Origin of the sequence: Ectobacillus ponti (assembly GCF_024294785.1) — a bacterium.
GTDB lineage: Bacteria > Bacillota > Bacilli > Bacillales > Bacillaceae_G > Ectobacillus > Ectobacillus ponti.
Genome location: NZ_JANCLT010000004.1, coordinates 106,810 through 127,682 on the forward strand (window position 1 = coordinate 106,810; position 20,873 = coordinate 127,682).

24 protein-coding genes are annotated in these 20,873 nt (G+C 51.6%); 22 read left to right on the forward strand and 2 right to left on the reverse strand.

The features are described from left to right. The first annotated feature begins 128 nt into the window (after nt 1–128). The 3 genes from NK662_RS09300 to NK662_RS09310 all read left to right on the forward strand — a co-directional run bounded on the left by NK662_RS09300 (nt 129) and on the right by NK662_RS09310 (nt 3,225). Nucleotides 129–1,406, forward strand: a complete 1,278-nt coding sequence (locus NK662_RS09300) for a Glu/Leu/Phe/Val family dehydrogenase (protein WP_254758650.1) — start codon at nt 129–131, stop codon at nt 1,404–1,406. Nucleotides 1,407–1,620: 214 nt separating this feature from the next. Then, on the forward strand, nt 1,621–2,148 hold the full coding sequence (locus tag NK662_RS09305) for a peptidoglycan recognition protein family protein (RefSeq protein ID WP_254758651.1): 528 nt from the start codon (nt 1,621–1,623) through the stop codon (nt 2,146–2,148). Between the two features lie 99 nt (nt 2,149–2,247). Continuing rightward, nucleotides 2,248–3,225 carry a YpdA family putative bacillithiol disulfide reductase gene (locus NK662_RS09310; RefSeq protein ID WP_254758652.1) on the forward strand — a complete coding sequence of 326 codons (978 nt, stop codon included), beginning with the start codon at nt 2,248–2,250 and terminating at the stop codon, nt 3,223–3,225. Between the two features lie 37 nt (nt 3,226–3,262). Here NK662_RS09310 and NK662_RS09315 read toward each other — a convergent pair whose 3' ends face one another. Continuing rightward, a complete protein-coding gene (locus tag NK662_RS09315) occupies nt 3,263–4,231 on the reverse strand; it encodes an asparaginase (protein ID WP_279664114.1) in 969 nt (322 codons plus the stop codon). Nucleotides 4,232–4,366: 135 nt separating this feature from the next. Between NK662_RS09315 and NK662_RS09320 the strand changes: the two genes are divergently transcribed. From NK662_RS09320 to fni, 4 genes are all read left to right on the forward strand, one after another. Next, nucleotides 4,367–4,540, forward strand: coding sequence for a DUF5359 family protein (locus tag NK662_RS09320; RefSeq protein WP_254758653.1), 174 nt, complete (start codon nt 4,367–4,369; stop codon nt 4,538–4,540). 148 nt (nt 4,541–4,688) lie between these two features. Further along, complete coding sequence (gene cmk / locus NK662_RS09325; protein ID WP_254758654.1) at nt 4,689–5,369, forward strand: (d)CMP kinase; 681 nt, start codon at nt 4,689–4,691, stop codon at nt 5,367–5,369. A 294-nt stretch (nt 5,370–5,663) separates the two neighbouring features. Next, nucleotides 5,664–6,818 (forward strand): 30S ribosomal protein S1, encoded by a 1,155-nt coding sequence (gene rpsA / locus NK662_RS09330; RefSeq protein WP_254758655.1) that lies wholly within the window; start codon nt 5,664–5,666, stop codon nt 6,816–6,818. Nucleotides 6,819–6,832: 14 nt separating this feature from the next. After that, nucleotides 6,833–7,906, forward strand: coding sequence for a type 2 isopentenyl-diphosphate Delta-isomerase (gene fni / locus NK662_RS09335; RefSeq protein WP_254758656.1), 1,074 nt, complete (start codon nt 6,833–6,835; stop codon nt 7,904–7,906). 57 nt (nt 7,907–7,963) lie between these two features. Here fni and NK662_RS09340 read toward each other — a convergent pair whose 3' ends face one another. Next, a complete protein-coding gene (locus tag NK662_RS09340) occupies nt 7,964–8,098 on the reverse strand; it encodes a YpzI family protein (protein ID WP_254758657.1) in 135 nt (44 codons plus the stop codon). Nucleotides 8,099–8,227: 129 nt separating this feature from the next. Between NK662_RS09340 and NK662_RS09345 the strand changes: the two genes are divergently transcribed. From NK662_RS09345 to ndk, 15 genes are all read left to right on the forward strand, one after another. Beyond that, complete coding sequence (locus NK662_RS09345) at nt 8,228–8,827, forward strand: YphA family membrane protein (protein ID WP_254758658.1); 600 nt, start codon at nt 8,228–8,230, stop codon at nt 8,825–8,827. 1 nt (nt 8,828) lies between these two features. Beyond that, on the forward strand, nt 8,829–9,722 hold the full coding sequence (locus tag NK662_RS09350; RefSeq protein WP_254758659.1) for a YIEGIA family protein: 894 nt from the start codon (nt 8,829–8,831) through the stop codon (nt 9,720–9,722). Then, a complete protein-coding gene (locus NK662_RS09355) occupies nt 9,719–9,904 on the forward strand; it encodes a capping complex subunit for YIEGIA (protein ID WP_254758660.1) in 186 nt (61 codons plus the stop codon). Before NK662_RS09350 ends, NK662_RS09355 begins: the two co-directional genes overlap by 4 nt. A gap of 114 nt (nt 9,905–10,018) precedes the next feature. After that, nucleotides 10,019–11,329: a ribosome biogenesis GTPase Der gene (gene der / locus NK662_RS09360; protein WP_254758661.1), complete on the forward strand. Its 1,311-nt coding sequence runs from the start codon at nt 10,019–10,021 to the stop codon at nt 11,327–11,329. A 19-nt stretch (nt 11,330–11,348) separates the two neighbouring features. After that, nucleotides 11,349–12,371 (forward strand): NAD(P)H-dependent glycerol-3-phosphate dehydrogenase, encoded by a 1,023-nt coding sequence (locus NK662_RS09365; protein ID WP_254758662.1) that lies wholly within the window; start codon nt 11,349–11,351, stop codon nt 12,369–12,371. A 359-nt stretch (nt 12,372–12,730) separates the two neighbouring features. Further along, the gene (locus NK662_RS09370; RefSeq protein ID WP_438503608.1) at nt 12,731–12,985 is read left to right on the forward strand and encodes a stage VI sporulation protein F; all 255 of its coding nucleotides are present in this window, start codon (nt 12,731–12,733) and stop codon (nt 12,983–12,985) included. Between the two features lie 270 nt (nt 12,986–13,255). Next, the gene (locus NK662_RS09375; protein ID WP_254758664.1) at nt 13,256–13,456 is read left to right on the forward strand and encodes a DUF2768 domain-containing protein; all 201 of its coding nucleotides are present in this window, start codon (nt 13,256–13,258) and stop codon (nt 13,454–13,456) included. Nucleotides 13,457–13,474: 18 nt separating this feature from the next. Then, on the forward strand, nt 13,475–14,188 hold the full coding sequence (locus NK662_RS09380) for a YphF family lipoprotein (RefSeq protein ID WP_254758665.1): 714 nt from the start codon (nt 13,475–13,477) through the stop codon (nt 14,186–14,188). A 308-nt stretch (nt 14,189–14,496) separates the two neighbouring features. Then, nucleotides 14,497–15,975, forward strand: coding sequence for a stage IV sporulation protein A (gene spoIVA / locus NK662_RS09385; protein ID WP_254758666.1), 1,479 nt, complete (start codon nt 14,497–14,499; stop codon nt 15,973–15,975). Nucleotides 15,976–16,247: 272 nt separating this feature from the next. Further along, nucleotides 16,248–16,526 carry an HU family DNA-binding protein gene (locus NK662_RS09390; protein ID WP_254758667.1) on the forward strand — a complete coding sequence of 93 codons (279 nt, stop codon included), beginning with the start codon at nt 16,248–16,250 and terminating at the stop codon, nt 16,524–16,526. Between the two features lie 301 nt (nt 16,527–16,827). Continuing rightward, nucleotides 16,828–17,397: a GTP cyclohydrolase I FolE gene (gene folE, locus NK662_RS09395; RefSeq protein ID WP_254758668.1), complete on the forward strand. Its 570-nt coding sequence runs from the start codon at nt 16,828–16,830 to the stop codon at nt 17,395–17,397. Nucleotides 17,398–17,746: 349 nt separating this feature from the next. Further along, entirely contained in the window at nt 17,747–18,496 is a 750-nt protein-coding gene (locus tag NK662_RS09400; RefSeq protein WP_254758669.1) for a heptaprenyl diphosphate synthase component 1, read from the forward strand. A 17-nt stretch (nt 18,497–18,513) separates the two neighbouring features. Further along, nucleotides 18,514–19,224, forward strand: a complete 711-nt coding sequence (locus tag NK662_RS09405; RefSeq protein ID WP_254758670.1) for a demethylmenaquinone methyltransferase — start codon at nt 18,514–18,516, stop codon at nt 19,222–19,224. A 31-nt stretch (nt 19,225–19,255) separates the two neighbouring features. Then, entirely contained in the window at nt 19,256–20,218 is a 963-nt protein-coding gene (gene hepT / locus NK662_RS09410; protein ID WP_254758671.1) for a heptaprenyl diphosphate synthase component II, read from the forward strand. 131 nt (nt 20,219–20,349) lie between these two features. Then, nucleotides 20,350–20,796, forward strand: coding sequence for a nucleoside-diphosphate kinase (gene ndk / locus NK662_RS09415; protein WP_254758672.1), 447 nt, complete (start codon nt 20,350–20,352; stop codon nt 20,794–20,796). Nucleotides 20,797–20,873 lie beyond the last annotated feature (77 nt).

Sequence of the window (20,873 nt, forward strand, 5' to 3'; positions counted from 1 at the left end):
GTTTACATTCATTATATGCGTAAAATATATGCATTCACATTTTTGCTTTGCATTCTGTGAGGCAGCGTGTATACTTAGCAATGAAGATTTTACTAAATGAGTGATTATTTACAGGGGGTTTACTGGACATGGCGGCCGAAAAGGGAGATCGTGCACAGCAAAGGGAAGAACACCTAGACGTATTGAAATCAACGCAGACTGTGATTAAAGAGGCCTTGGAGAAGCTGGGCTACCCACAGGAGGTATATGAGTTGCTGAAGGAGCCGGTGCGGATGATGACCGTGAAGATTCCGGTCCGCATGGATGACGGCTCTGTAAAAATATTTACGGGCTACCGCGCCCAGCATAATGATGCTGTCGGCCCGACAAAGGGCGGCATTCGTTTCCATCCAAATGTAACGGAAACAGAGGTCAAGGCGCTTTCCATTTGGATGAGCCTGAAATGCGGTATTGTGGATCTGCCGTACGGCGGCGGCAAGGGCGGCATTATTTGTGACCCGCGCGAAATGTCATTCCGGGAATTGGAGCGTTTGAGCCGCGGCTATGTGCGCGCCATCAGCCAAATCGTCGGCCCGACAAAGGATATTCCGGCGCCGGACGTGTTTACAAACTCGCAAATCATGGCTTGGATGATGGACGAGTACAGCCGGATTGATGAATTCAATTCACCTGGCTTCATTACCGGAAAACCGCTTGTGCTTGGCGGTTCGCACGGCCGTGAGACAGCTACGGCAAAGGGCGTGACAATTTGTATCCGCGAAGCGGCCAAGAAAAGAGGCATTAACATCGAAGGAGCCCGTGTAGTAGTACAAGGCTTCGGAAATGCAGGCAGCTTCTTGGCAAAGTTCATGCATGATGCGGGTGCGAAGGTCATCGGTATTTCCGATGCGTACGGCGCGCTGCATGATCCGGACGGCCTGGATATCGACTACCTGCTGGATCGCCGCGACAGCTTTGGTACAGTGACCAAGCTGTTCCAGGAGACGATTACAAACAAGGAATTGCTGGAGCTGGAGTGTGACATCCTTGTGCCGGCGGCGATTGAAAACCAGATTACGGAGGAAAATGCCGCGAATATCAAAGCGAAAATCGTGGTTGAGGCAGCAAACGGTCCGACGACCCTTGAGGCAACCAAAATCCTGACTGAGCGCGGCATTCTGCTGGTGCCGGACGTGCTGGCAAGCGCCGGCGGGGTGACAGTATCCTACTTTGAATGGGTGCAGAACAACCAAGGCTACTATTGGACAGAGGAAGAGGTTGAAGAGCGTCTGGAGAAGGTTATGGTAAAATCCTTCAACATGATCTACGACACGGCCCAGGTCCGTAAAGTAAACATGCGTTTGGCGGCCTATATGGTGGGCGTCCGCAAAATGGCGGAAGCAAGCCGTTTCCGGGGCTGGGTATAAGGAAAAGCGTAGCCGGCTCGCTCATCAGCTCTGGCAGATGGCGAACGGAACAAAATATAATTGCCTTACAGCAAAAGCCCGGCTTGGATCCCTATGTCCAAGCCGGGCTTTTTTTAAGCTGGGCGGCTCACGCGGCAGGCTGAGTGGGGACACTTCTAACAGGACAGCCCATGTGAATATGTATAAGGTGAGGCAGGGAAAGGGGGAATACCACATGCGTTTTCCAATTGAACAGTCCTATATCAGCTATGGAAACTCACGGCCCGGCAGGCGGGTGGTGAAGCGCCGCTTCGTTGTGGCCCACGATACCGGGAATCCGGGAAGCAGGGCGATGGGAAACCGGGACTACTTTGAACAAAACCAGCCAAAGTCATCGGCCCACACATTTGTCGATGACCGGCAGATTGTTGAAATTATTCCGCTTGATGAAGTAGCCTACCATGTCAGATACAGTGTGCCGGCCGATAATGAGCGCTACGGCTATGATGCCAATAATGCCGCGATCGGAGTGGAGCTGTGCTACGGAGGGGATGTCAGCTTCTGGGATGCCTACACACGCTTCACTTGGTATTTGGCCTATTTGTGCCAGCTATACGGGCTGAACCCCAAAACGGACATTGTTTCGCACAAGGAGCTTGACCCGAAACGAAAGATTGATCCGGTTGAGGTGCTGAGCCGGCAAGGCATCAGCTTCCGGCAATTTCTGAATGACGTGTACCGCATGTATGTGTCCTTCAGGTGACAAACAGGAAAAAAAGGAATACAATACTATACAGACAAATGCCTGCTGTACCATGATCCGGCTGCAGTGGGCTTTCCTTTTAAAGCAGAGGTGACAAGGATGCAACAGGAAGAAGTACTCATCATCGGCGGCGGCCCGTGCGGCCTGGCGGCAGCCATCGCCATGCAGGATATCGGCATGTCAGCGCTGGTGATTGAGAAGGGGAATATTGTGAACGCGATTTACCATTATCCAACGCATCAAACCTTCTTTTCCTCCAGTGAGAAGCTGGAGATCGGGGAGGTGCCGTTCATTACGGAAAACCGTAAGCCGGTGCGCAATCAGGCGTTGGCATATTACCGGGAAGTGGTGAGGCGCAAGGGGCTTCGCATCCATCCGTTTGAAAAGGTCCTGCAGGTTGAGAAGCAGGAAGGCAGCTTCCTTGTGCGCACGGAGAAGCAGGGCGGCGAGCAGGGCGTATATGAGGCGCGCTATGTCATCATTGCGACCGGCTATTATGATCATCCGAATGATATGCATGTGCCCGGCGAAGAGCTGGACAAGGTGTCACACTACTTTAAGGAGGCTCATCCGTACTTTGACCGGGATGTTGCGGTCATTGGCGGCAAGAACTCCAGTGTGGACGCTGCGTTGGAGCTTGTGAAGGGGGGAGCCCGTGTTACAGTGCTGTACCGGGGCGGAACGTTCTCCTCCAGCATTAAGCCTTGGATTTTACCGGAGTTTGAGGCCCTCGTTCGGCAGGGCACCATTCAAATGGTGTTTCATGCACATGTGAAGGAGATTACAAACGAGACGCTGACCTACGAAGCAGAAGGGCAGACGCACACCATTGCCAATGACTTCGTATTTGCGATGACCGGCTATCATCCTGACCACAGCTTCCTTACCCGCATGGGTGTTGGAATTGACGAAGCGACCGGCCGCCCGTTATACAAGGAAGAGACGATGGAGACAAATGTAGAGGGTGTATTTATTGCCGGCGTCATCGCGGCAGGAAACAATGCCAATGAAATTTTCATTGAGAACGGCCGCTTCCATGGCGATGCCATTGCCAAAGCCATTGCGGCAAGACGATAAAAAGGAGAGGGCCTGTGCCTTCTCCTTTTCAGTGTGTTCAGCTGAACATACGTGCCACCTCGGATACATCCGCAGCGGCCTCCAGCGCCACCAGGAGCTTCAAGCGTGCCTTTTGTCCGCTGAGGCCGTTCGTGAAAATGACGCCGAGTTCCTTCAGTTGCTTGCCTCCGCCTTCATAGGAATACACATCCTGGGCAATGCCGTTGAAGCAGCGGGATACAATCACAATGGGAACACCCCGTTGCAGCAGCCGCTGCAGGGCCGGCACAGTTGCCGGCGGGAGGTTTCCTTGACCGAGCGCTTCAATGACAAGTCCGTCAAGCGGCAGCTGCTCTGCAGCGCCAAGCAGCATGTCATCCATGCCTGCGTGTGCCTTCAGCAGCAGCACACGCTTGGCGGCTTGGGAGATGCGGTACCGCTCCCGGCGAAGCAGCGCCTGATGGAACACCACACTGCGCTTTGTCACGATGCCGATGGGGCCATACTGCGGGCTCTGGAAGGTGGCTACGTTGCTTGTGTGTGTTTTCGTCACATTCGTGGCGCAATGAATTTCATCATTCAACACAACAAGGACGCCTTTGTTTTTGGCTTCCTCGCTGCTGGCCACCTTGACGGCTGACAGAAAATTATATAAACCGTCCGAGCCAAGCTCATTGCTGGAGCGCATGGCGCCTGTCAGCACAACCGGAATGTCTGTTTGCAGAGTCAGCTCGAGAAAGTAGGCCGTCTCCTCCAGTGTGTCTGTGCCGTGTGTAATCACGACTCCGTCCAAATGCTGCTGTCTTGCCCGTTCGTCAATCAGCAGCTGCAGCGTTTGCATTTCCCGCGGCGTGATGTGCGGCGACGGCAGGTGAAACACATCCTCAACAAGCAGCTTGACATGGCCGAGCAAATCCGGGCTGTAGTGCATGAGCGGATTTTGCTGCTGCTGCTTGACTACGCCGGTCTCCCGGTCTTCCTCCATGGCAATGGTGCCGCCTGTATGTAGTACCAATATCGTTTTCAATGCTGTCACACCTTTCCTGACGAATACACCTCCACGATACCACGAGACGGCGTGCCGGACAACCTGCAGCGTATAAAACGGGGCGGGGTGCCTTACAATGGTAAGGACAGAAGCGAAGGAAGGGAGAGGTGCGCATTGAAAGCAGGAGAGCGGATTTTGCTGAAAATCCTGATGATCCAGCTCCTGTGCCTGTTGGCGGCGCAGGCTTTGCTGACGCAGGAGCGTGTTGCGCAATATATGTCAAAGGTCGTGTACTATGAAGGGGTAACGAAGGAATCGGTGACGCGTGTGCTTGAGACGGGCCGATAGTTTTCATTTTCTTCAGGGGTGGGGTATGCTACAATGGAAAGAGTTTCATATTTCAACGGGAAGTACGGCGGGCAGCGCTCCTGCCCTTTACATTCCATACCAAGCCACTCAGACGAGTGACTGAATGAAGAATGAGGTGTTCAGTAAGATGGAGAAACGAATTTCGATTGCGATTGACGGGCCGGCAGCAGCGGGAAAAAGCACGGTTGCCAAGATTGTTGCCAAGAAGCTTTCTTATGTATATATTGATACCGGGGCGATGTATCGCACTTTGACATATGCTTGTCTGCAGCGTGATGTGGACGTTGAGGATGAGGCGCAAGTGATGCGTGTTCTTGAGCCAATGTCCATCGAGTTTCAATATGACAGCGATAACCAGCAGCGGGTGTTCCTGAACGGACAGGACGTAACAGAGGAAATCCGGACGCCGGAGGTCACCAATCTTGTTTCCATTCCGGCGAGGCACCGTTTGGTCCGCGAAGAAATGGTGCTGCGCCAGCGCCGCCTCGGGGCATCCGGCGGAGTTGTCATGGATGGCCGCGACATCGGGACGCATGTGCTGCCGGATGCAGAGGTGAAGATCTTTATGCTGGCATCCGTGGAGGAGCGCGCCCAGCGCCGCCACCTCGAGAACACGGCAAAGGGCTTCCCTTCCGACCTCGGGCAGCTGCAGCGTGAAATTGCCCAACGCGACAAACTGGACTCCGAACGGGAAGTCGCACCGCTGAAAAAGGCGGAGGATGCCATTGAGCTGGATACGACCTCCTTATCGATTGAGCAGGTTGTGGAAAAGATTATGGATATTGTTGCAACAAAATTAACACAATAAGGAAGGAGCGTACGGCTCTTTCTTTTTTATAGAGCAGAAAAATAATCATTGTGCCGAATTTGTCTGCTGAACAGGAAGGGGATTTCCAGCCTCGTGCAGAAATGCATATATAGGTGCGGGTTTTTCTGCTGCTTCAGGGCAGAGACAATATGCTTGACAAATGATGTGATTTGTTAGAAGTTAGTAAAAGAAGGTGTTTTCTAAATTTTTCTTCTACGTGCAAATGGAGGTCTCTGATTTCCATTTCGTATATACATAAAAGACACTTTGTCATTTCAGTAGGGAGGTATTTCCATGGTTGAGAAGATGAATGAAGAAGTTGTAGACACGAAAGCGCTGCAGGTCGGCGACATTGTGACAGCAGTTGTCACGAAGGTGGAGGATAAGCAGGTGCTGGTAAACGCCGGCTTTAAATCTGACGGTGTCATTCCAATCAGCGAGCTCGCGAATGTTCATATCGAGAAAGCAAGCGATGTGGTGCAGGAAGGACAAACTTTAGAGTTAAAGGTGATTAAGCTGGAGGACGATGACCTGGTGCTGTCCAAGCGTGCTGTGGATGCAGAGAAGGCTTGGGAAAGCCTGCAGGCGAAGTTCCAATCAGGCGAAACCTTTGATGTGACAGTGCGCGATATCGTCAACGGCGGCCTTGTGGTCGATCTTGGCGTGCGCGGCTTCATTCCGGCATCCCTTGTTGAAACACATTTTGTAGAAGATTTCACAGATTATAAAGGAACAACCCTCGCGGTGAAGATTGTGGAGCTGGAGCGCGAAAAGAACCGCGTCATCCTTTCTCACAAGGCGGTCGTGGAGGAAAATCTGGAGCTGAAGAAAAAGGATGCCATCAACTCCCTGAAGGCTGGCGAAGTGCTTGAAGGAACAGTGCAGCGTTTGACTGATTTCGGCGCATTTGTCAATGTCGGCGGTGTGGACGGTCTTGTTCATATCTCCCAGATCGCGCATGAGCGTGTGGAAAAGCCATCTGATGTGCTGAAGGAAGGCCAACAGGTGAAGGTGAAGGTTCTGTCTGTAGACCCTGCAACGCAGCGCATTTCTCTTTCCATCAAGGCAGCGCAGCCGGGGCCTTGGGAGACAGTGGCCGGCAAGGTGAAGGCCGGTGATGTGCTGGATGGAACAGTAAAGCGCCTTGTTGCGTTCGGTGCATTTGTTGAGGTTCTGCCGGGTGTGGAAGGGCTTGTGCACGTATCCCAAATTTCCAACCGCCATGTGAAGAACCCAAGTGAAGTCCTGACAGTCGGGCAGCATGTGCAAGTGAAGGTGCTGGAAGTGAATGTGAAGGATAAGCGCATTTCCCTCAGCATGAAGGACGGATCCGGCGAAGCGGAAGAAGCAACGAAGGAAGACTACAGCAAGTACCAGTCAACATCAGAGTCCTCCACGTTCCAGCTGGGTGATATCATCGGCGAGCAGCTGAAGAAATTAAGAAAATAAACGGGGGAATGACTGTGACAAGAGCACAGCGGAAAATAGATCATGTGCAGTATGCTCTGTCCACCGGTCAATCCCGCGCCCACGGGTTTCAGGAAGTGTCTTTTGTTCATCAGAGTCTGCCGGACTTGGCATGCGATGATGTGTCACTGACAACGTCTTTAGGCGAACTTACTTTAAGTTCGCCTATTTTCATCAATGCGATGACCGGTGGCGGGGGGAAGGAAACCGAGCGGATTAATGAAGGACTGGCGCTGGCGGCCAAGGAGTGCGGCCTTGCCATGGCAGTCGGCTCGCAAATGGCAGCATTGCGCGACAGCGAGGAAGCGCGGTCGTATGAAATTGTGCGGCGTGCCAATCCAGATGGCATTGTGTTTGCAAATTTGGGCAGCGAGGCGACCGTAGACCAGGCAAAGCGGGCGGTTGCGATGCTGGAAGCCAATGCGCTGCAAATCCATCTGAACGTCATCCAGGAATTGACAATGCCGGAAGGGGACCGTGACTTTACAGGGGCGCTGTTCCGTATTGAGCAAATTGTCCGCGGCCTGGAAGTGCCGGTAATTGTAAAAGAGGTCGGGTTTGGCATGAGCCGGGAGACGGTGGCGCAGCTTGAGGGCGCCGGTGTATCAATTATTGATGTGGGCGGCTATGGAGGAACGAATTTTGCTGACATTGAAAATGAACGGCGCCAGCGCGTGTTGTCCTATTTTAATGAATGGGGCATTCCGACTGCCGTCTCCATTGCCGAGGCGGCTTCCATACGGCGGAGGGCTGCGCTGATTGCTTCCGGTGGGATGCAGACAGCGCTGGAAGCAGCGAAAGCGCTCGCGCTGGGAGCGTCGGCTGCGGCATTTGCCGGCAGCTTCCTGAAGCATTTTATGGAACGGGGCACAGAAGGGCTGATTGCGGAAATCCACCTGCTGCATGAGGATCTCACTTGGATCATGACCGCCCTTGGGGCAGCGCGGGTGGAAGAGCTTCAGCAGATGCCGCTTGTCATCAGCGGGACAATGCATCATTGGCTCGCGGAGCGCGGTATAGAAACGGCACAATACAGCAGACGTACGAAAAAAAGCGACATGACCAACTAGGTTGTGTCGCTTTTTTTCGTATATGGCACTGTAGGCTTACTCAGCCCCGCCAGCTTATTAATGCTGGTTTTGCTTGCGCGCCTGCTCCGGTGTATCCAGTCCGGTTGCGCCCGGGTATTGCAGGCTTTGGTCGCGGTCAGATGGAACGCGGCGGGACTCCCTCATTTTTTTCTCCTGACGATCTTTTCCCATGGTGTGCACCTCCTCTCGCTTCCTTTCCTCTTTTACAAGTGTTCCTAGCAGGCGGCAAACTATTCGATGCAGGGCTAAGATTATTTCTCATAAAATGTACCCATACTGGAAATGATAGGAGGTAGATGCATGGAAGGAAGCTGGTTTTACTTATTTGCCTGGAGCGGCTGGATTGTAGCTACATTTTGGATGCCAAAAGGGGCACTGCGTTTGTATACTGCCATCTTCATCTTACTTTTGCTAAGTACCGCGCAGTTGGAAATTCCTTTTGGCAGGATAGCAGTGGCGGTGCCGCTGCTGCTGCTTTGTGCGGCCGGATGCCTCGGCATGGCGCGTCTTTCCTTTTGGCGGAAGCTGTACATGATCATTGGTTCTACGGTGCTGGCCATGCTGTATGCCATTTTCCACCTTGTGGAGCTGTATGATCCTGTCTGGATTGTCCTGAATCAAACCTGGCTGCTGGCAGCCTGCTTGGCATACGCGTCGGTCCTGCTGTTCCGTGAGCACTGGCCAAGAGTATTGGTGGTGCTGACGGGAACCGTGCAGGGAGAACTGCTGCTCACGTTCATTCTCCGCCCGTATGGGTTCCGTAATACAGTTGGCGCCGTCTCCAGTTTGGATATTGCCGCTTGTGCCATTGCTCTGCTGTGCGCCTTGCATGTCCTGCTGCAGCTGTTCGTGCATCTGGAACAGGCAAAACAAAAACAGGTAAGGGAGAGACAAGGATAGCATGAATGACTATACGTATCCCATTTTGCTCGGCGTAATCGTCGGGCTCATCACACGCCTTCTAATGCTCCGCACCGATGCCAGACAATATCCGAGCCGTCTGCACGGGAAGATTATCCATGTGGCGATGGGTTTTATTGCGGCCGCTCTCGGGGCGATTGCGATTCCTTCTATTATGAAAAAGGATTTTTCGGCCATCACCTTTCTGACGCTTGCTGCTTCTCAGTTTCGGGATGTGCGCAATATGGAGCGCAATACCCTGCAGGAGCTGGATGAGTTTGAGCTGGTGAAGCGCGGCAATACATATATTGAGGGCATTGCAATGGTATTTGAGAGCCGCAATTATTTGGCGATTTTCACTTCATTTGCAACAACCTTTGCCTATCTGGCTGCCAATTCCGTGTATGCCGGTCTCGCAGTTGGGCTGGTCAGCTTTTTAATTTCGCGCAAGCTCATGACCGGCCATAAAGTCAGGGATATTGCCGATATCCGGCATGTGCCCCTCCGGTTTGAAGGAGCCGGCCTGTATATCGACAACATCTACATCATGAATATTGGCTTGCCGGCCCGCCAGGATGAAATCCTGAAATACGGCATGGGCTTCGTTCTGACGCCAAAGTCTATGGATGCCAACATTACGCTTGCCAATCTGGGACAGCGGCAGGCCATCCTGCATGATGCTTCCGTGGCGCTCGGTGTATTCCGCGATTCCGGCACACCAGCGCTTGTGCCGCTGGCAAAGCGTGACCTGAACGATGGGCGGGTCGGGGTGCTGATTCTGCCGCAGGAGCAGGATCCGGAACGGGCCGCACGTGTCATCGGGCAAGTGCCGACCCTGGAAAATGCCATCCGGAAATCCCGCCAAGCCTTGAATAAGGAGAATGAAAGAACATGACACTGGAAAATTGCATACTTGCGGTCATCACAACAGACGCAAGCAAATTCGCCGGCGGCGCCCCTTTATTCACTTGTCAGGACCAAAAGGAGCTGGAATTTGTAACATCCAATCTGGAGGCCATTCTTGATGGAATTGCCCACCGGCTGCAGGATAATGTATATATTATTGTGAAGCACTGAGATTGTGTGCTATAATGTACAAGGTTTTAAGATGGAAATAATTATGTGCACGGTCCCTTCTTGCCTCAAGAAGGGCTTTTTACATAGTAAGCCATACAAGGAAGGGTGAAAGAAATGGCAAAGCCAACAGTAGCGATTGTAGGCCGTCCGAATGTCGGCAAGTCTACAATCTTTAATAGAATCGTCGGAGAACGCATCTCTATTGTAGAGGATATCCCTGGAGTGACCCGGGACCGTATTTACAGCTCGGCGGACTGGTTGACACATGATTTTAATATTATTGATACAGGCGGAATTGATATTGGGGACGAACCGTTTTTGACGCAAATTCGCCAGCAGGCCGAAGTGGCAATTGACGAAGCGGATGTGATTATTTTCCTGACAAACGGACGGGAAGGCGTTACAGCGGCAGATGAAGAAGTGGCGAAAATCTTATACAAGACGAAAAAGCCGGTCGTTCTGGCAGTCAACAAGATTGACAACCCGGACATGCGTGCGGATATTTATGATTTCTATACGCTTGGCTTCGGGGAGCCGTTCCCGATTTCCGGCTCGCACGGCCTCGGTCTCGGTGATCTGCTGGATGAAGTGGCCAAGCATTTCCCTGAACACGATGCCGGCGATTATGATGAAGATGTCATTAAGTTTTGTTTGATCGGACGTCCAAATGTCGGCAAGTCTTCTCTTGTCAATGCTTTGCTGGGGGAGGAGCGCGTAATTGTCAGCAACGTGGCGGGCACGACGCGGGACGCAGTCGATACTCCGTATACAAAAGATGGACAAGAATACGTCATTATTGACACAGCGGGCATGCGCAAGAAAGGAAAAGTGTACGAAACCACCGAAAAGTATAGTGTACTGCGTGCACTGCGGGCGATCGAGCGCTCCGATGTCGTGCTTGTCGTGATAGACGGCGAGGAAGGCATTATTGAACAGGATAAGCACATTGCCGGCTATGCCCATGAGGCGGGACGTGCGGTCGTGATTGTTGTAAACAAATGGGATGCGGTAGAAAAGGATGAAAAAACGATGAAGGAGTTCGAGGAGAAAATTCGGGCACACTTCTTGTTCCTCGATTACGCACCGATTGTATTCCTGTCGGCGAAAACGAAGAAGCGCATTCATACGCTGCTGCCTATGATCAATGCGGCGAGTGAAAGCCATTCCCTGCGCGTGCAGACAAATGTACTGAACGATGTAATTGCCGATGCGGTTGCCCGGAACCCGGCGCCGACGCACAACGGCAAGCGGTTGAAGCTGTATTATGTAACACAGGTAGCGGTGAAGCCGCCGACGTTTGTTGTGTTTGTAAATGATACAGAGCTGTTCCATTTCTCATATGCGCGTTTCATTGAAAACCGGATTCGCGATGCGTTTGAATTTACCGGAACGCCGATTAAGATTATTGGCCGAGAAAGAGATTAACGGAGAGGGCGGGATACCAATGGCAACAATTGCGGTAGTGGGAGCCGGAAGCTGGGGGACAGCGCTGTCAATGGTGCTGGCGGATAATGGGCACAAGGTCCGCATTTGGGGGAACCGGGCTGAGCAAATTCAGGAAATGAATGAAGCTCATACGAATAACCGGTATCTCCCGGGTGTGCGATTGCCGGAAAGCATTACGGGCTATACCTCCTTGCAGCAGGCGCTTGAAGGCGTGCAGAATATTTTGTTGGTGGTGCCGACAAAGGCGTACCGGGACATTCTGCGTGAAATGCGGGAACTGGTTACACATCCCGTGACCTTGATTCATGCGAGCAAGGGCATTGAGCCGGATACACTGAAGCGCATTTCAGAAATGATCGAAGAAGAAATGCCGGCTCCGCTTGTGCAGGACATTGTCGTGTTATCCGGTCCCAGCCACGCGGAAGAGGTGGCGCTGCGCCAGCCGACAACGGTCACCTCTGCCTCCAAGAACATGCAGGCGGCTGAAGAAGTGCAGGACTTGTTCATCAACCAGTATTTCCGGGTTTACACAAACCCCGATATCATTGGCGTGGAGCTTGGCGGCGCCTTGAAAAATATTATTGCCCTGGCGGCAGGCATGACAGCAGGCTTGGGCTTTGGCGATAATGCAAAAGCGGCGCTCATGACCCGCGGGCTTGCGGAAATTGCCCGGCTTGGCCGTAAAATGGGAGCCCATCCTCTGACTTTCGCCGGCTTGACGGGAATGGGCGACTTGATTGTAACCTGCACAAGTGTACACAGCCGCAACTGGCGTGCCGGCAACATGCTTGGCAAAGGCCAGTCACTTGACGAGGTGCTGTCCAATATGGGCATGGTTGTGGAAGGGGTTCGTACAACAAAGGCAGCCCATCAGCTGGCGCAGGTGCTGGATGTGGAAATGCCTATTACTGCAGCGTTGCACGGAGTGTTGTTTGACGGAGCGGATGTCAAGGAGGCGGTGGACTCTTTGATGGGGCGTGTCCGTACGCATGAGGTGGAAGCTGTTCCGGACCTGTTGTGAATATCGGGGCCGACTCTATGGAGTCGGTCCTTTTGTTTTGGGGCTGCTTCCGCTCATCTGTGTCCAGTTGCGGGTACTGGAAACCTGCCATCATACAAGAGAAAAAGATCCTGTTAGGTATCAGAACCTCCCTTTGGTGAGCCGGGCGAGCCGGTTGCGCTTTTTTTGTTGTCCAGCTCCACCGGCTAGCTCACTGCCAGGGAGAACCCGCCCCCGTAAAAGGCAAAGAGCGCCTTTTAGGGGTCGGAACCTCCCTTCGGTGAGCTGAACGAGCCGGTTGCGCTTTTCTTGATGGGCGTTTCACCAATTTCCTTCTTGTGCATACGATGAAAGGGAGACTGAAGGAGAGGGTGGAATACGTGAGCTCTAATAATTTCTTTGATAATGTGGAAAAAACAACAAAGGTGAATAAGGAAGATATTTTCAAGCTGGCTTCCTCTGTGCAAAATGCCAACCTGAAGGATGAGCAGGTGCTGCGCCAATTAATCGGGCAAGTGGCGGCTTTGGCCGGCAAGCCTGTGCCGAAGGAAAAGGAAGACCAAATTGTGAAGGCCATCATCAACAATAATATGCCGTCTGATTTCTCTTCCTTGGGCAAATTATTTAAAAAATAGAGGCAATAGGAGCACCTTTGGTTCTGGAATGTGCATATGATACTTACGTAATAAACCGCACAGTCAATGTGGATAGGTTTGGTCAAACGAAGCGGGAAGCCCCTCCGCTTCGTTTTTTATATGGCTGGAACCGTTCCCTTCGGATGGCCAATCGGACTGCTTCCGCTTTTCTGGATATCTCAGATTCTTTTTGTTGTGTCGGGCTTATAATTTGCTAAAATAGTAATGTACGAACTTTTGCAATATTGACTACATAGAAGGGGTGTATGTATGAGCCTGTCCATGCTGAAAATGTGGCTGTCGTTTGGGGCGATGGGAGCCATGGCTGTCTCCATTTTGTTTATTATGCTCAGCCGTTATAGATTGCGGAATGTGTTCTTGAAAGGAATTACGGCTGTTGTGGCTTATGTACTGATGATTACGTCCGGACTTGTCATGTTTTACCTTGTGTTCAGCGGTCCAACAAACTAAGCGGCGGAGAAGATGCAGATGAAGAAATGGATAATGATATGTTGTGTACTGCTGGTCAGTTTGTTGTCGGGCTGTATGTATCCGGACAGCAAGATTGCACAGAACAGTGTGCCGTATAAGGACCAGCTGCAGGCCGTCCAAAGTGCGGTAAATCAATTCCGGGAAGCAAACGGAGGGCTGCTCCCGATTAAAACAAAGGAAATGGATACGCCGATATACCAAAAATATCTGGTGGACTTTACGAAGCTGGCGCCGCACTATATGGCGGAGCCGCCGGGAAATGCTTTTGAGAGCGGCGGCATCTATCAGTATGTGCTGGTGGACCCGGAAACAAATCCGACAGTCAAGCTGATTGATTTGCGGGTGACTGAAGTCATACGGGACCTCAAGCTGCGCATTCAAATGTACCGCGATAAAAATCAGTACCCGCCGTTTGAGAAAGAGCTGGCCGCAGGAGTCTATACGCTGAATTACAAGGAACTCGGCTATCAAGAGGAGCCGCATGCCGTCAGCCCGTATTCCGGCGAAAATTTGCCGCTCGTAATCGACGGCAAAGCGGAAATTTATATTGATTACCGCGTGGACCTCTATCAGGCTGTCAAGAAATACAGCAATGAAGCGAAGGAAGGCAAGGATATCCGTCCGCTTCTGCTGAAGGATGCGCCATTCGTTCCAGCCTACTCCTTGCCATACACTGTCAAAAATGGCGAGCCTGTCTTCATGGCACAATAATTGGGTAACCCTAAGCAGCCGAATCTACCGGCTGCTGTTTGCATTTCTGACTGTTTCGGCTGTATCCTTGCACACGTTCCTTCCCGGCTAAAAAAGAAAAGGGTTTTTCTTTCCCCCCAAGTCATGAACACTTCTGCAAAAGAATAAGTTCTACAAGAAGGGTTTTTCCTTCTGTGCACACTACAGGGCGGGGGAAGATTTTTTCTGAAAATAGGCATAGGAGATTAGGACAACATCATACTTATATACTGTCCTGGCTTCTAGAATGCTCGTATATTATTCCCAACAACTCTCAGGGAGGGGATCTCTTGGAAAAGGTCGATATTTTTAAAGATATTGCGGAGCGGACAGGAGGCGACATTTACTTAGGTGTCGTCGGAGCGGTCCGGACCGGGAAATCTACATTTATTAAAAAGTTTATGGAGCTCGTTGTAATTCCGAACATTGACAACGAGGCAGAACGCCAGCGGGCACAGGATGAGCTGCCGCAGAGCGCAGCCGGACGCACGATTATGACAACGGAGCCGAAGTTTGTTCCAAATCAGGCTGTTTCCATTCATGTCGATGAGGGGCTGCATGTGAACATCCGCCTGGTGGATTGTGTCGGCTATACGGTTCCGGGCGCCAAGGGCTACGAGGATGAAAACGGTCCGCGCATGATCAGCACACCGTGGTACGACGAACCGATTCCATTCCATGAAGCGGCGGAAATTGGCACGCGCAAGGTCATTCAAGAGCATTCCACCATCGGCGTGGTCATTACAACAGACGGCACGATTGGGGAAATTCCGCGCCGCGACTACCTGGATGCGGAAGAGCGTGTCGTCAATGAATTGAAGGAAGTCGGCAAGCCGTTCATTATGATCATCAACACGGTACAGCCATATCATCCGGATACAGAGCAGCTGCGCCAGCGGCTGATTGAGCAGTACGACATCCCGGTTCTGGCCATGAGCGTGGAAGGCATGCGCGACGGTGATGTGTACAACGTGCTGCGGGAAGCATTGTATGAGTTCCCTGTGCTGGAAGTGAACGTGAACCTGCCAAGCTGGGTCATGGTGCTGAATGAGAACCACTGGCTGCGCCAGAGCTACCAGGAGGCTGTGCAGGAGACAGTGAAGGATATTAAGCGTCTGCGTGATGTGGACCGGGTGGTTTGGCAGTTCAGCCAATACGATTTCATCGACCGGGCCAGCCTCGCCGGCATTGATATGGGGCAGGGCGTGGCGGAGATTGACCTGTATGCGCCGGATGAGCTGTATGACCAAATTCTGAAAGAGGTCGTCGGTGTGGAAATCCGCGGCAAGGACCACCTTCTGAAGCTTATGCTGGATTTTGCTCATGCCAAAGTGGAGTATGATCAAGTGGCAGATGCGCTGCGGATGGTAAAGCAGACCGGGTACGGCATTGCTGCACCGGCATTAGCGGATATGAGCCTGGATGAGCCGGAAATTATTCGCCATGGTTCCCGTTTTGGCGTGAAGCTGAAGGCTGTTGCTCCGTCGATCCATATGATTAAGGTAGATGTGGAGTCCACCTTTGAGCCGATTATCGGCACCGAGAAGCAAAGTGAGGAGCTTGTCCGCTATCTCATGCAGGACTTCGAGGACGACCCGCTCTCCATCTGGAACTCCGATATCTTCGGCCGGTCGCTCAGCTCCATTGTTCGGGAAGGCATCCAGGCAAAGCTGTCGCTCATGCCGGAAAACGCCCGCTACAAGCTGAAGGAAACGCTTGAACGCATTATTAACGAAGGATCCGGCGGCCTGATTGCCATCATCCTGTAAGGAGAGAACCCCCGCGCAGCGGGGGTTTTCTTCTGTCCGCATGCCGGGCCCGCTGTTCTTCTGTCCGCCCTGAATGCAGGCGCGACAGCATTTTTCGTGCTTTCTTGCCGACATTTTCATGAAAAATATTGAATTATAGAAAAGAATCGTATAATATAAGCCATGACAACGAATTATCTGCATCTTGGTTGTATAAAATACGATGAATTTGCCTACAAATGAAGATAAGATGCACTTTGATACATTGGTCCCTTTGGGAGGAGGTGAATGGCATGAATAAGACAGATCTAATTAATGCAGTTGCAGAAGCGAGCGAGCTTTCCAAGAAGGATGCAACGAAAGCAGTTGATGCTGTTTTCGACGCAATCCTGGATGCTCTGAAAAGCGGTGACAAGGTACAGCTGATCGGCTTCGGCAACTTTGAAGTTCGTGAACGTGCTGCTCGCAAAGGACGCAATCCTCAGACTGGCGAAGAAATCGAAATCGCAGCAAGCAAGGTTCCGGCATTCAAACCGGGCAAAGCTTTGAAGGATGCGGTGCAGGAAGCGTAAGAGTTTGCATTTGAACCGGAATGAACGTCCAGTTTTCATACATAGTGCAATAACACATTCCGTATGCACGGGAGGCCCCTTTTATAAGGGGTCTCTTTTTCTGTGAAAGAGGGAAAAAAGCACTCTTTGTTTTGCCGGCAGGCGCAGAGATGCACGGGAGAGCGGTTGGTGTCTCTGTCCGGATGTTCTTCCATGAAAAAGATGGGAACGGCAAGTGCTCTGCTTTGCTTTTCGGAAGGGCGCTGTGCTAGAATGTGTCTGTATAAGTTTAGTACAATTTTTGTAGGAGGATCTTGACCGGATGGCAAAAGTAAATTTAGAACAAATTGAGCAGGCTGTGCGCCTCATTCTGGAAGCAATTGGAGATGACCCGAATCGGGAAGGCGTACTGGAAACACCGAAGCGTGTGGCAAAAATGTATGCGGAGGTATTCTCCGGTCTGCATGAGGATCCGAAAGAGCATCTGCATAAAGTATTTGGCGAAGACCATGAAGAATTGGTTCTTGTTAAGGATATTCCGTTTTACTCCATGTGCGAGCATCACCTGGTTCCGTTCTACGGGGTGGCGCATGTCGCTTATATACCAAAGGGCGGCAAGGTAACAGGACTCAGCAAGCTGGCTCGTACGGTTGATACAGTGGCGCGCAGACCGCAGCTGCAGGAGCGCATCACTTCTACTGTGGCGGAATCGCTGATGGAGGTGCTGGAGCCGCACGGCGTCATGGTTGTGGTGGAAGCGGAGCATATGTGCATGACGATGAGAGGCATCAAGAAGCCGGGAGCCCGTACGGTGACATCCGCTGTACGCGGTGTACTGGCAACGGACGCGGCGGCACGCGCGGAGGTATTGTCCCTAATCAAGACCAACTAAAAGAAAAGCAGACCACTGCTTTTCTTTTTTTAAAAGGATGAGAACATGTTATGTTTCCGGGGGATGCCCGGTCCGGATTGCAGAATCGGCTCCGGCACAAAGAGCAGGAAGTGCTTTGTGTGCCGGAGCCGATTCTTCCGCAGGGGCACAGTGCAGAACTGGGAGGATGCTGTAAACAAATGGTTTGCTATCGGGCTTCTGTGCAAGAATAAAGATATCCCCTTGTACGATGGGGGGATTTGTTGAAAAAGCGCATTTTTCCGCTTTTCTTGTAGGAAAACTATTTCTGTATGTTATAATAAGTTCCATGAATAAACGCGAGGATACTTCAAGAACAAGGGTGATGAGTGTGAAGCACATCTATGAAGATGTTACAGCAATCAAGGAGCAGCTGTACAACCGATTGCGGCATCCGTATTTGATGCAATATATTGATGAGCCGTTCGTAGATGACGAGAAGCTGCTCCTGCTATATTCCATTTTAAAAAGTGCCCGTCTGCCGGCAGCAGCCCTGCAGCATTACGCCGTGACCATCATGCTTGTGCAAATCGCTCTTGATACTCATGAAAAGGTTTCAAATAAAGGGACAGAGGAAGGCGGCAGGTCGCATAAGTACCGCCAGCTGACAGCGCTTGCGGGAGATTACTACAGCGGACTGTATTACTACTTGTTGGCGCAAAAAAGCGATATCTCCTTAATCCGGGTGTTGGCAAAAGGGATTGAAGAAGTAAATGAGGGGAAGATTGTCCTGCATCAGCAGGGGGGAAGCGACCTGCGGACGCTGCTTGGCAATGTGGCTGTCGTTGAATCGGCTTTGCTGCAAAAAACATGTGAACATTTCAATGTTCCTGTCTGGAAGCCGTTCGTATCATCGTTTCTGAAAATGACCCGGCTGCAGCGGGAGTATCAGTGCTACCAGCGCGGCGAGGAGTCTCCTGTATTTAGGGCCTTTTTGCATGCTGAGCCGGAAAAAAATCCGTTCTCACTGTACGAGGCGCACCTGCGCCAGGAGCAGGAAAAGCTGCAGCAATGGGCCGCGGCGCATCCGGATTCGGAGCTGGCGGCCAGGCTGCTGGAGAACTTGTTAATGAAATTGTAGTGGAAGAAGGGTAAAACATGCAGCAATCGAAGGAACAGAGAGTGCACGACGTATTTGAGAAGATTTATGGCAAATACGATGTGATGAATTCGATTATCAGCTTTCAGCGCCATAAGGCATGGCGCAAAAGCACGATGAAGGTGATGAACGTACAACGGGGCGAAACCGCCTTGGATGTATGCTGTGGCACATGCGATTGGACGATTGCGCTGGCCGAATCTGTCGGTTCGCAAGGAAAGGTGTATGGCCTGGACTTCAGCCAGAACATGCTGTCTGTCGGTGAACAGAAGCTGAAGGCACTTCATATGGACCAGGTGGAGCTCATTCACGGAAATGCCATGCAGCTTCCGTTTCCCGACAACTCGTTTGATTATGTAACCATTGGCTTTGGCCTGCGCAATGTTCCGGATTATATGCAGGTGCTGCGCGAAATGGCGCGTGTCGTCAAGCCGGGCGGCCAGGTGGTTTGTCTGGAAACCTCACAGCCGACTTTGCCGGTCATCAGACAGGGATACCTTCTCTATTTCCGATATATCATGCCGTTGGTCGGCAAGCTGTTTGCCAAAAGCTATCAGGAATACTCCTGGCTGCAGGAGTCTGCAAGCACGTTTCCTGGCATGCAGGAGCTGGCTCGGATGTTTGAGCGTGCCGGACTTGAGCATGTGAAGGTGAAGCCGTTCACATTCGGCGTGGCTGCCATGCATCTTGGATATAAGCCGAAGCAGTGACGAGAAAAACAAGCGTTCAAAGGTGAATGATATGAAGCTACAACTTATGTATTCTTTTTTACGGCCCGATATCGAGAAGATTGAGAAGGAGCTGAAGCAGGTTATAACCTCCGAACAGCCGCTTCTGCAGGAGGCATCTGCACAGCTTCTGCAGGCGGGCGGAAAACGCATCAGGCCCGCTTTCGTGCTGCTGGCCGCCAAGTTCGGCAACTATAAGCTCGATGCCATCAAGCATGTGGCGACGGCGCTCGAGCTGATTCATATGGCCTCACTCATTCACGATGATGTAATTGATGCGGCGCCGCTGCGGCGGGGAAAGCCCACAATAAACGCCAAGTGGGGAGACCGCGTGGCGATGTATACAGGGGACTATTTGTTTGCCAAGTCGCTTGAATGCATCACGAATATTCAGAGTCCGGAAGCACATCAGGCATTATCCAAGACCATGGTGGAATTGTGCAAGGGAGAAATTGAACAAATTCGAGATAAATACGATTTTAACCAAAATCTGCGTGCCTATTTGCGCCGCATTAAACGCAAGACCGCATTGCTGATTGCCGCCAGCTGCCAGCTCGGAGCAATTGCGTCCGGGGCGGATCGGGATACAGTCAACCGGCTGTTTTGGTTCGGCTATTTTGTCGGCATGTCCTATCAAATTATCGATGACATTTTAGATTTCGTTTCAAACGAGGAGGCGCTCGGGAAGCCTGCCGGCGGTGACTTGCTGCAGGGCAACATTACCCTGCCGGTGTTATATGCCATGGAGCAACCGGAATTGCGGGAGCTGATTATTCAGGTGCATGAGGGTACAAATCGCACAGCCATGCAAGCCATCATTTCCCGGATTAAGCAGAGTGATGCGATTGAGCAGGCTTTTGCGTTCAGTGAGCGGTATTTGCAAAAGGCTTTGGCTGCCATTGAGCCGCTGCCGCGCGGCCAAGCGAAATCCTCGCTGCAAAACATTGCGAAATACATTGGAAAACGGAAATTCTGATTATTTTCCGGACAATCACAAATTGTATGAGAATTCCTCCATTTCCGAACAGTTGCGAAATTGGAAAAGTAGTGGTACTATTCTTATTGGGTAACTACCATACATATTCTAAAGGAAGTGGAGAGATTCTTATGGAAAAAACATACTTAATGGTAAAGCCTGACGGCGTACAGCGCGGCCTGATCGGCGAGATCGTGTCCCGCTTTGAAAACAAGGGATATCAGCTTGTTGGCGCAAAGCTGATGCAGGTGTCCAAGGAAACTGCTGAAAAGCATTATGCTGAACATGCAGAGCGTCCGTTCTTCGGCGAACTCGTGGACTTCATTACGTCCGCTCCTGTATTTGCCATGGTTTGGCAGGGCGAAGGCGTGATCGCGACAGCGCGCCAAATGATGGGCAAGACGAATCCGAAGGAAGCGCTTCCAGGGACAATTCGCGGCGATTTCGGTGTAACAGTGGGCAAGAATATCATCCACGGCTCCGATTCTCCTGAAAGTGCAGAGCGCGAAATCGCGATCTTCTTCACAGAAGAAGAAATTGCGGCTTACAGCAAGCTGATTAACGAGTGGGTTTATTAATCTTGAAAACGCTTTAATTGCTGGCATGGGGCGACAGTTGTCGTCTCATGCTTTTTTTTATGCATCTAGGTACGAAG

Coding starts and splice junctions, on each gene's coding strand:
- NK662_RS09300 (WP_254758650.1), top strand. CDS start 129: ATGGCGGCCGAAAAGGGAGATCGTGCACAGCAAAGGGAAGAACACCTA.
- NK662_RS09305 (WP_254758651.1), top strand. CDS start 1,621: ATGCGTTTTCCAATTGAACAGTCCTATATCAGCTATGGAAACTCACGG.
- NK662_RS09310 (WP_254758652.1), top strand. CDS start 2,248: ATGCAACAGGAAGAAGTACTCATCATCGGCGGCGGCCCGTGCGGCCTG.
- cmk (WP_254758654.1), top strand. CDS start 4,689: ATGGAGAAACGAATTTCGATTGCGATTGACGGGCCGGCAGCAGCGGGA.
- rpsA (WP_254758655.1), top strand. CDS start 5,664: ATGGTTGAGAAGATGAATGAAGAAGTTGTAGACACGAAAGCGCTGCAG.
- NK662_RS09340 (WP_254758657.1), bottom strand. CDS start 8,098: ATGGGAAAAGATCGTCAGGAGAAAAAAATGAGGGAGTCCCGCCGCGTT.
- NK662_RS09345 (WP_254758658.1), top strand. CDS start 8,228: ATGGAAGGAAGCTGGTTTTACTTATTTGCCTGGAGCGGCTGGATTGTA.
- NK662_RS09350 (WP_254758659.1), top strand. CDS start 8,829: ATGAATGACTATACGTATCCCATTTTGCTCGGCGTAATCGTCGGGCTC.
- NK662_RS09355 (WP_254758660.1), top strand. CDS start 9,719: ATGACACTGGAAAATTGCATACTTGCGGTCATCACAACAGACGCAAGC.
- der (WP_254758661.1), top strand. CDS start 10,019: ATGGCAAAGCCAACAGTAGCGATTGTAGGCCGTCCGAATGTCGGCAAG.
- NK662_RS09365 (WP_254758662.1), top strand. CDS start 11,349: ATGGCAACAATTGCGGTAGTGGGAGCCGGAAGCTGGGGGACAGCGCTG.
- NK662_RS09375 (WP_254758664.1), top strand. CDS start 13,256: ATGAGCCTGTCCATGCTGAAAATGTGGCTGTCGTTTGGGGCGATGGGA.
- NK662_RS09380 (WP_254758665.1), top strand. CDS start 13,475: ATGAAGAAATGGATAATGATATGTTGTGTACTGCTGGTCAGTTTGTTG.
- NK662_RS09390 (WP_254758667.1), top strand. CDS start 16,248: ATGAATAAGACAGATCTAATTAATGCAGTTGCAGAAGCGAGCGAGCTT.
- folE (WP_254758668.1), top strand. CDS start 16,828: ATGGCAAAAGTAAATTTAGAACAAATTGAGCAGGCTGTGCGCCTCATT.
- NK662_RS09405 (WP_254758670.1), top strand. CDS start 18,514: ATGCAGCAATCGAAGGAACAGAGAGTGCACGACGTATTTGAGAAGATT.
- hepT (WP_254758671.1), top strand. CDS start 19,256: ATGAAGCTACAACTTATGTATTCTTTTTTACGGCCCGATATCGAGAAG.
- ndk (WP_254758672.1), top strand. CDS start 20,350: ATGGAAAAAACATACTTAATGGTAAAGCCTGACGGCGTACAGCGCGGC.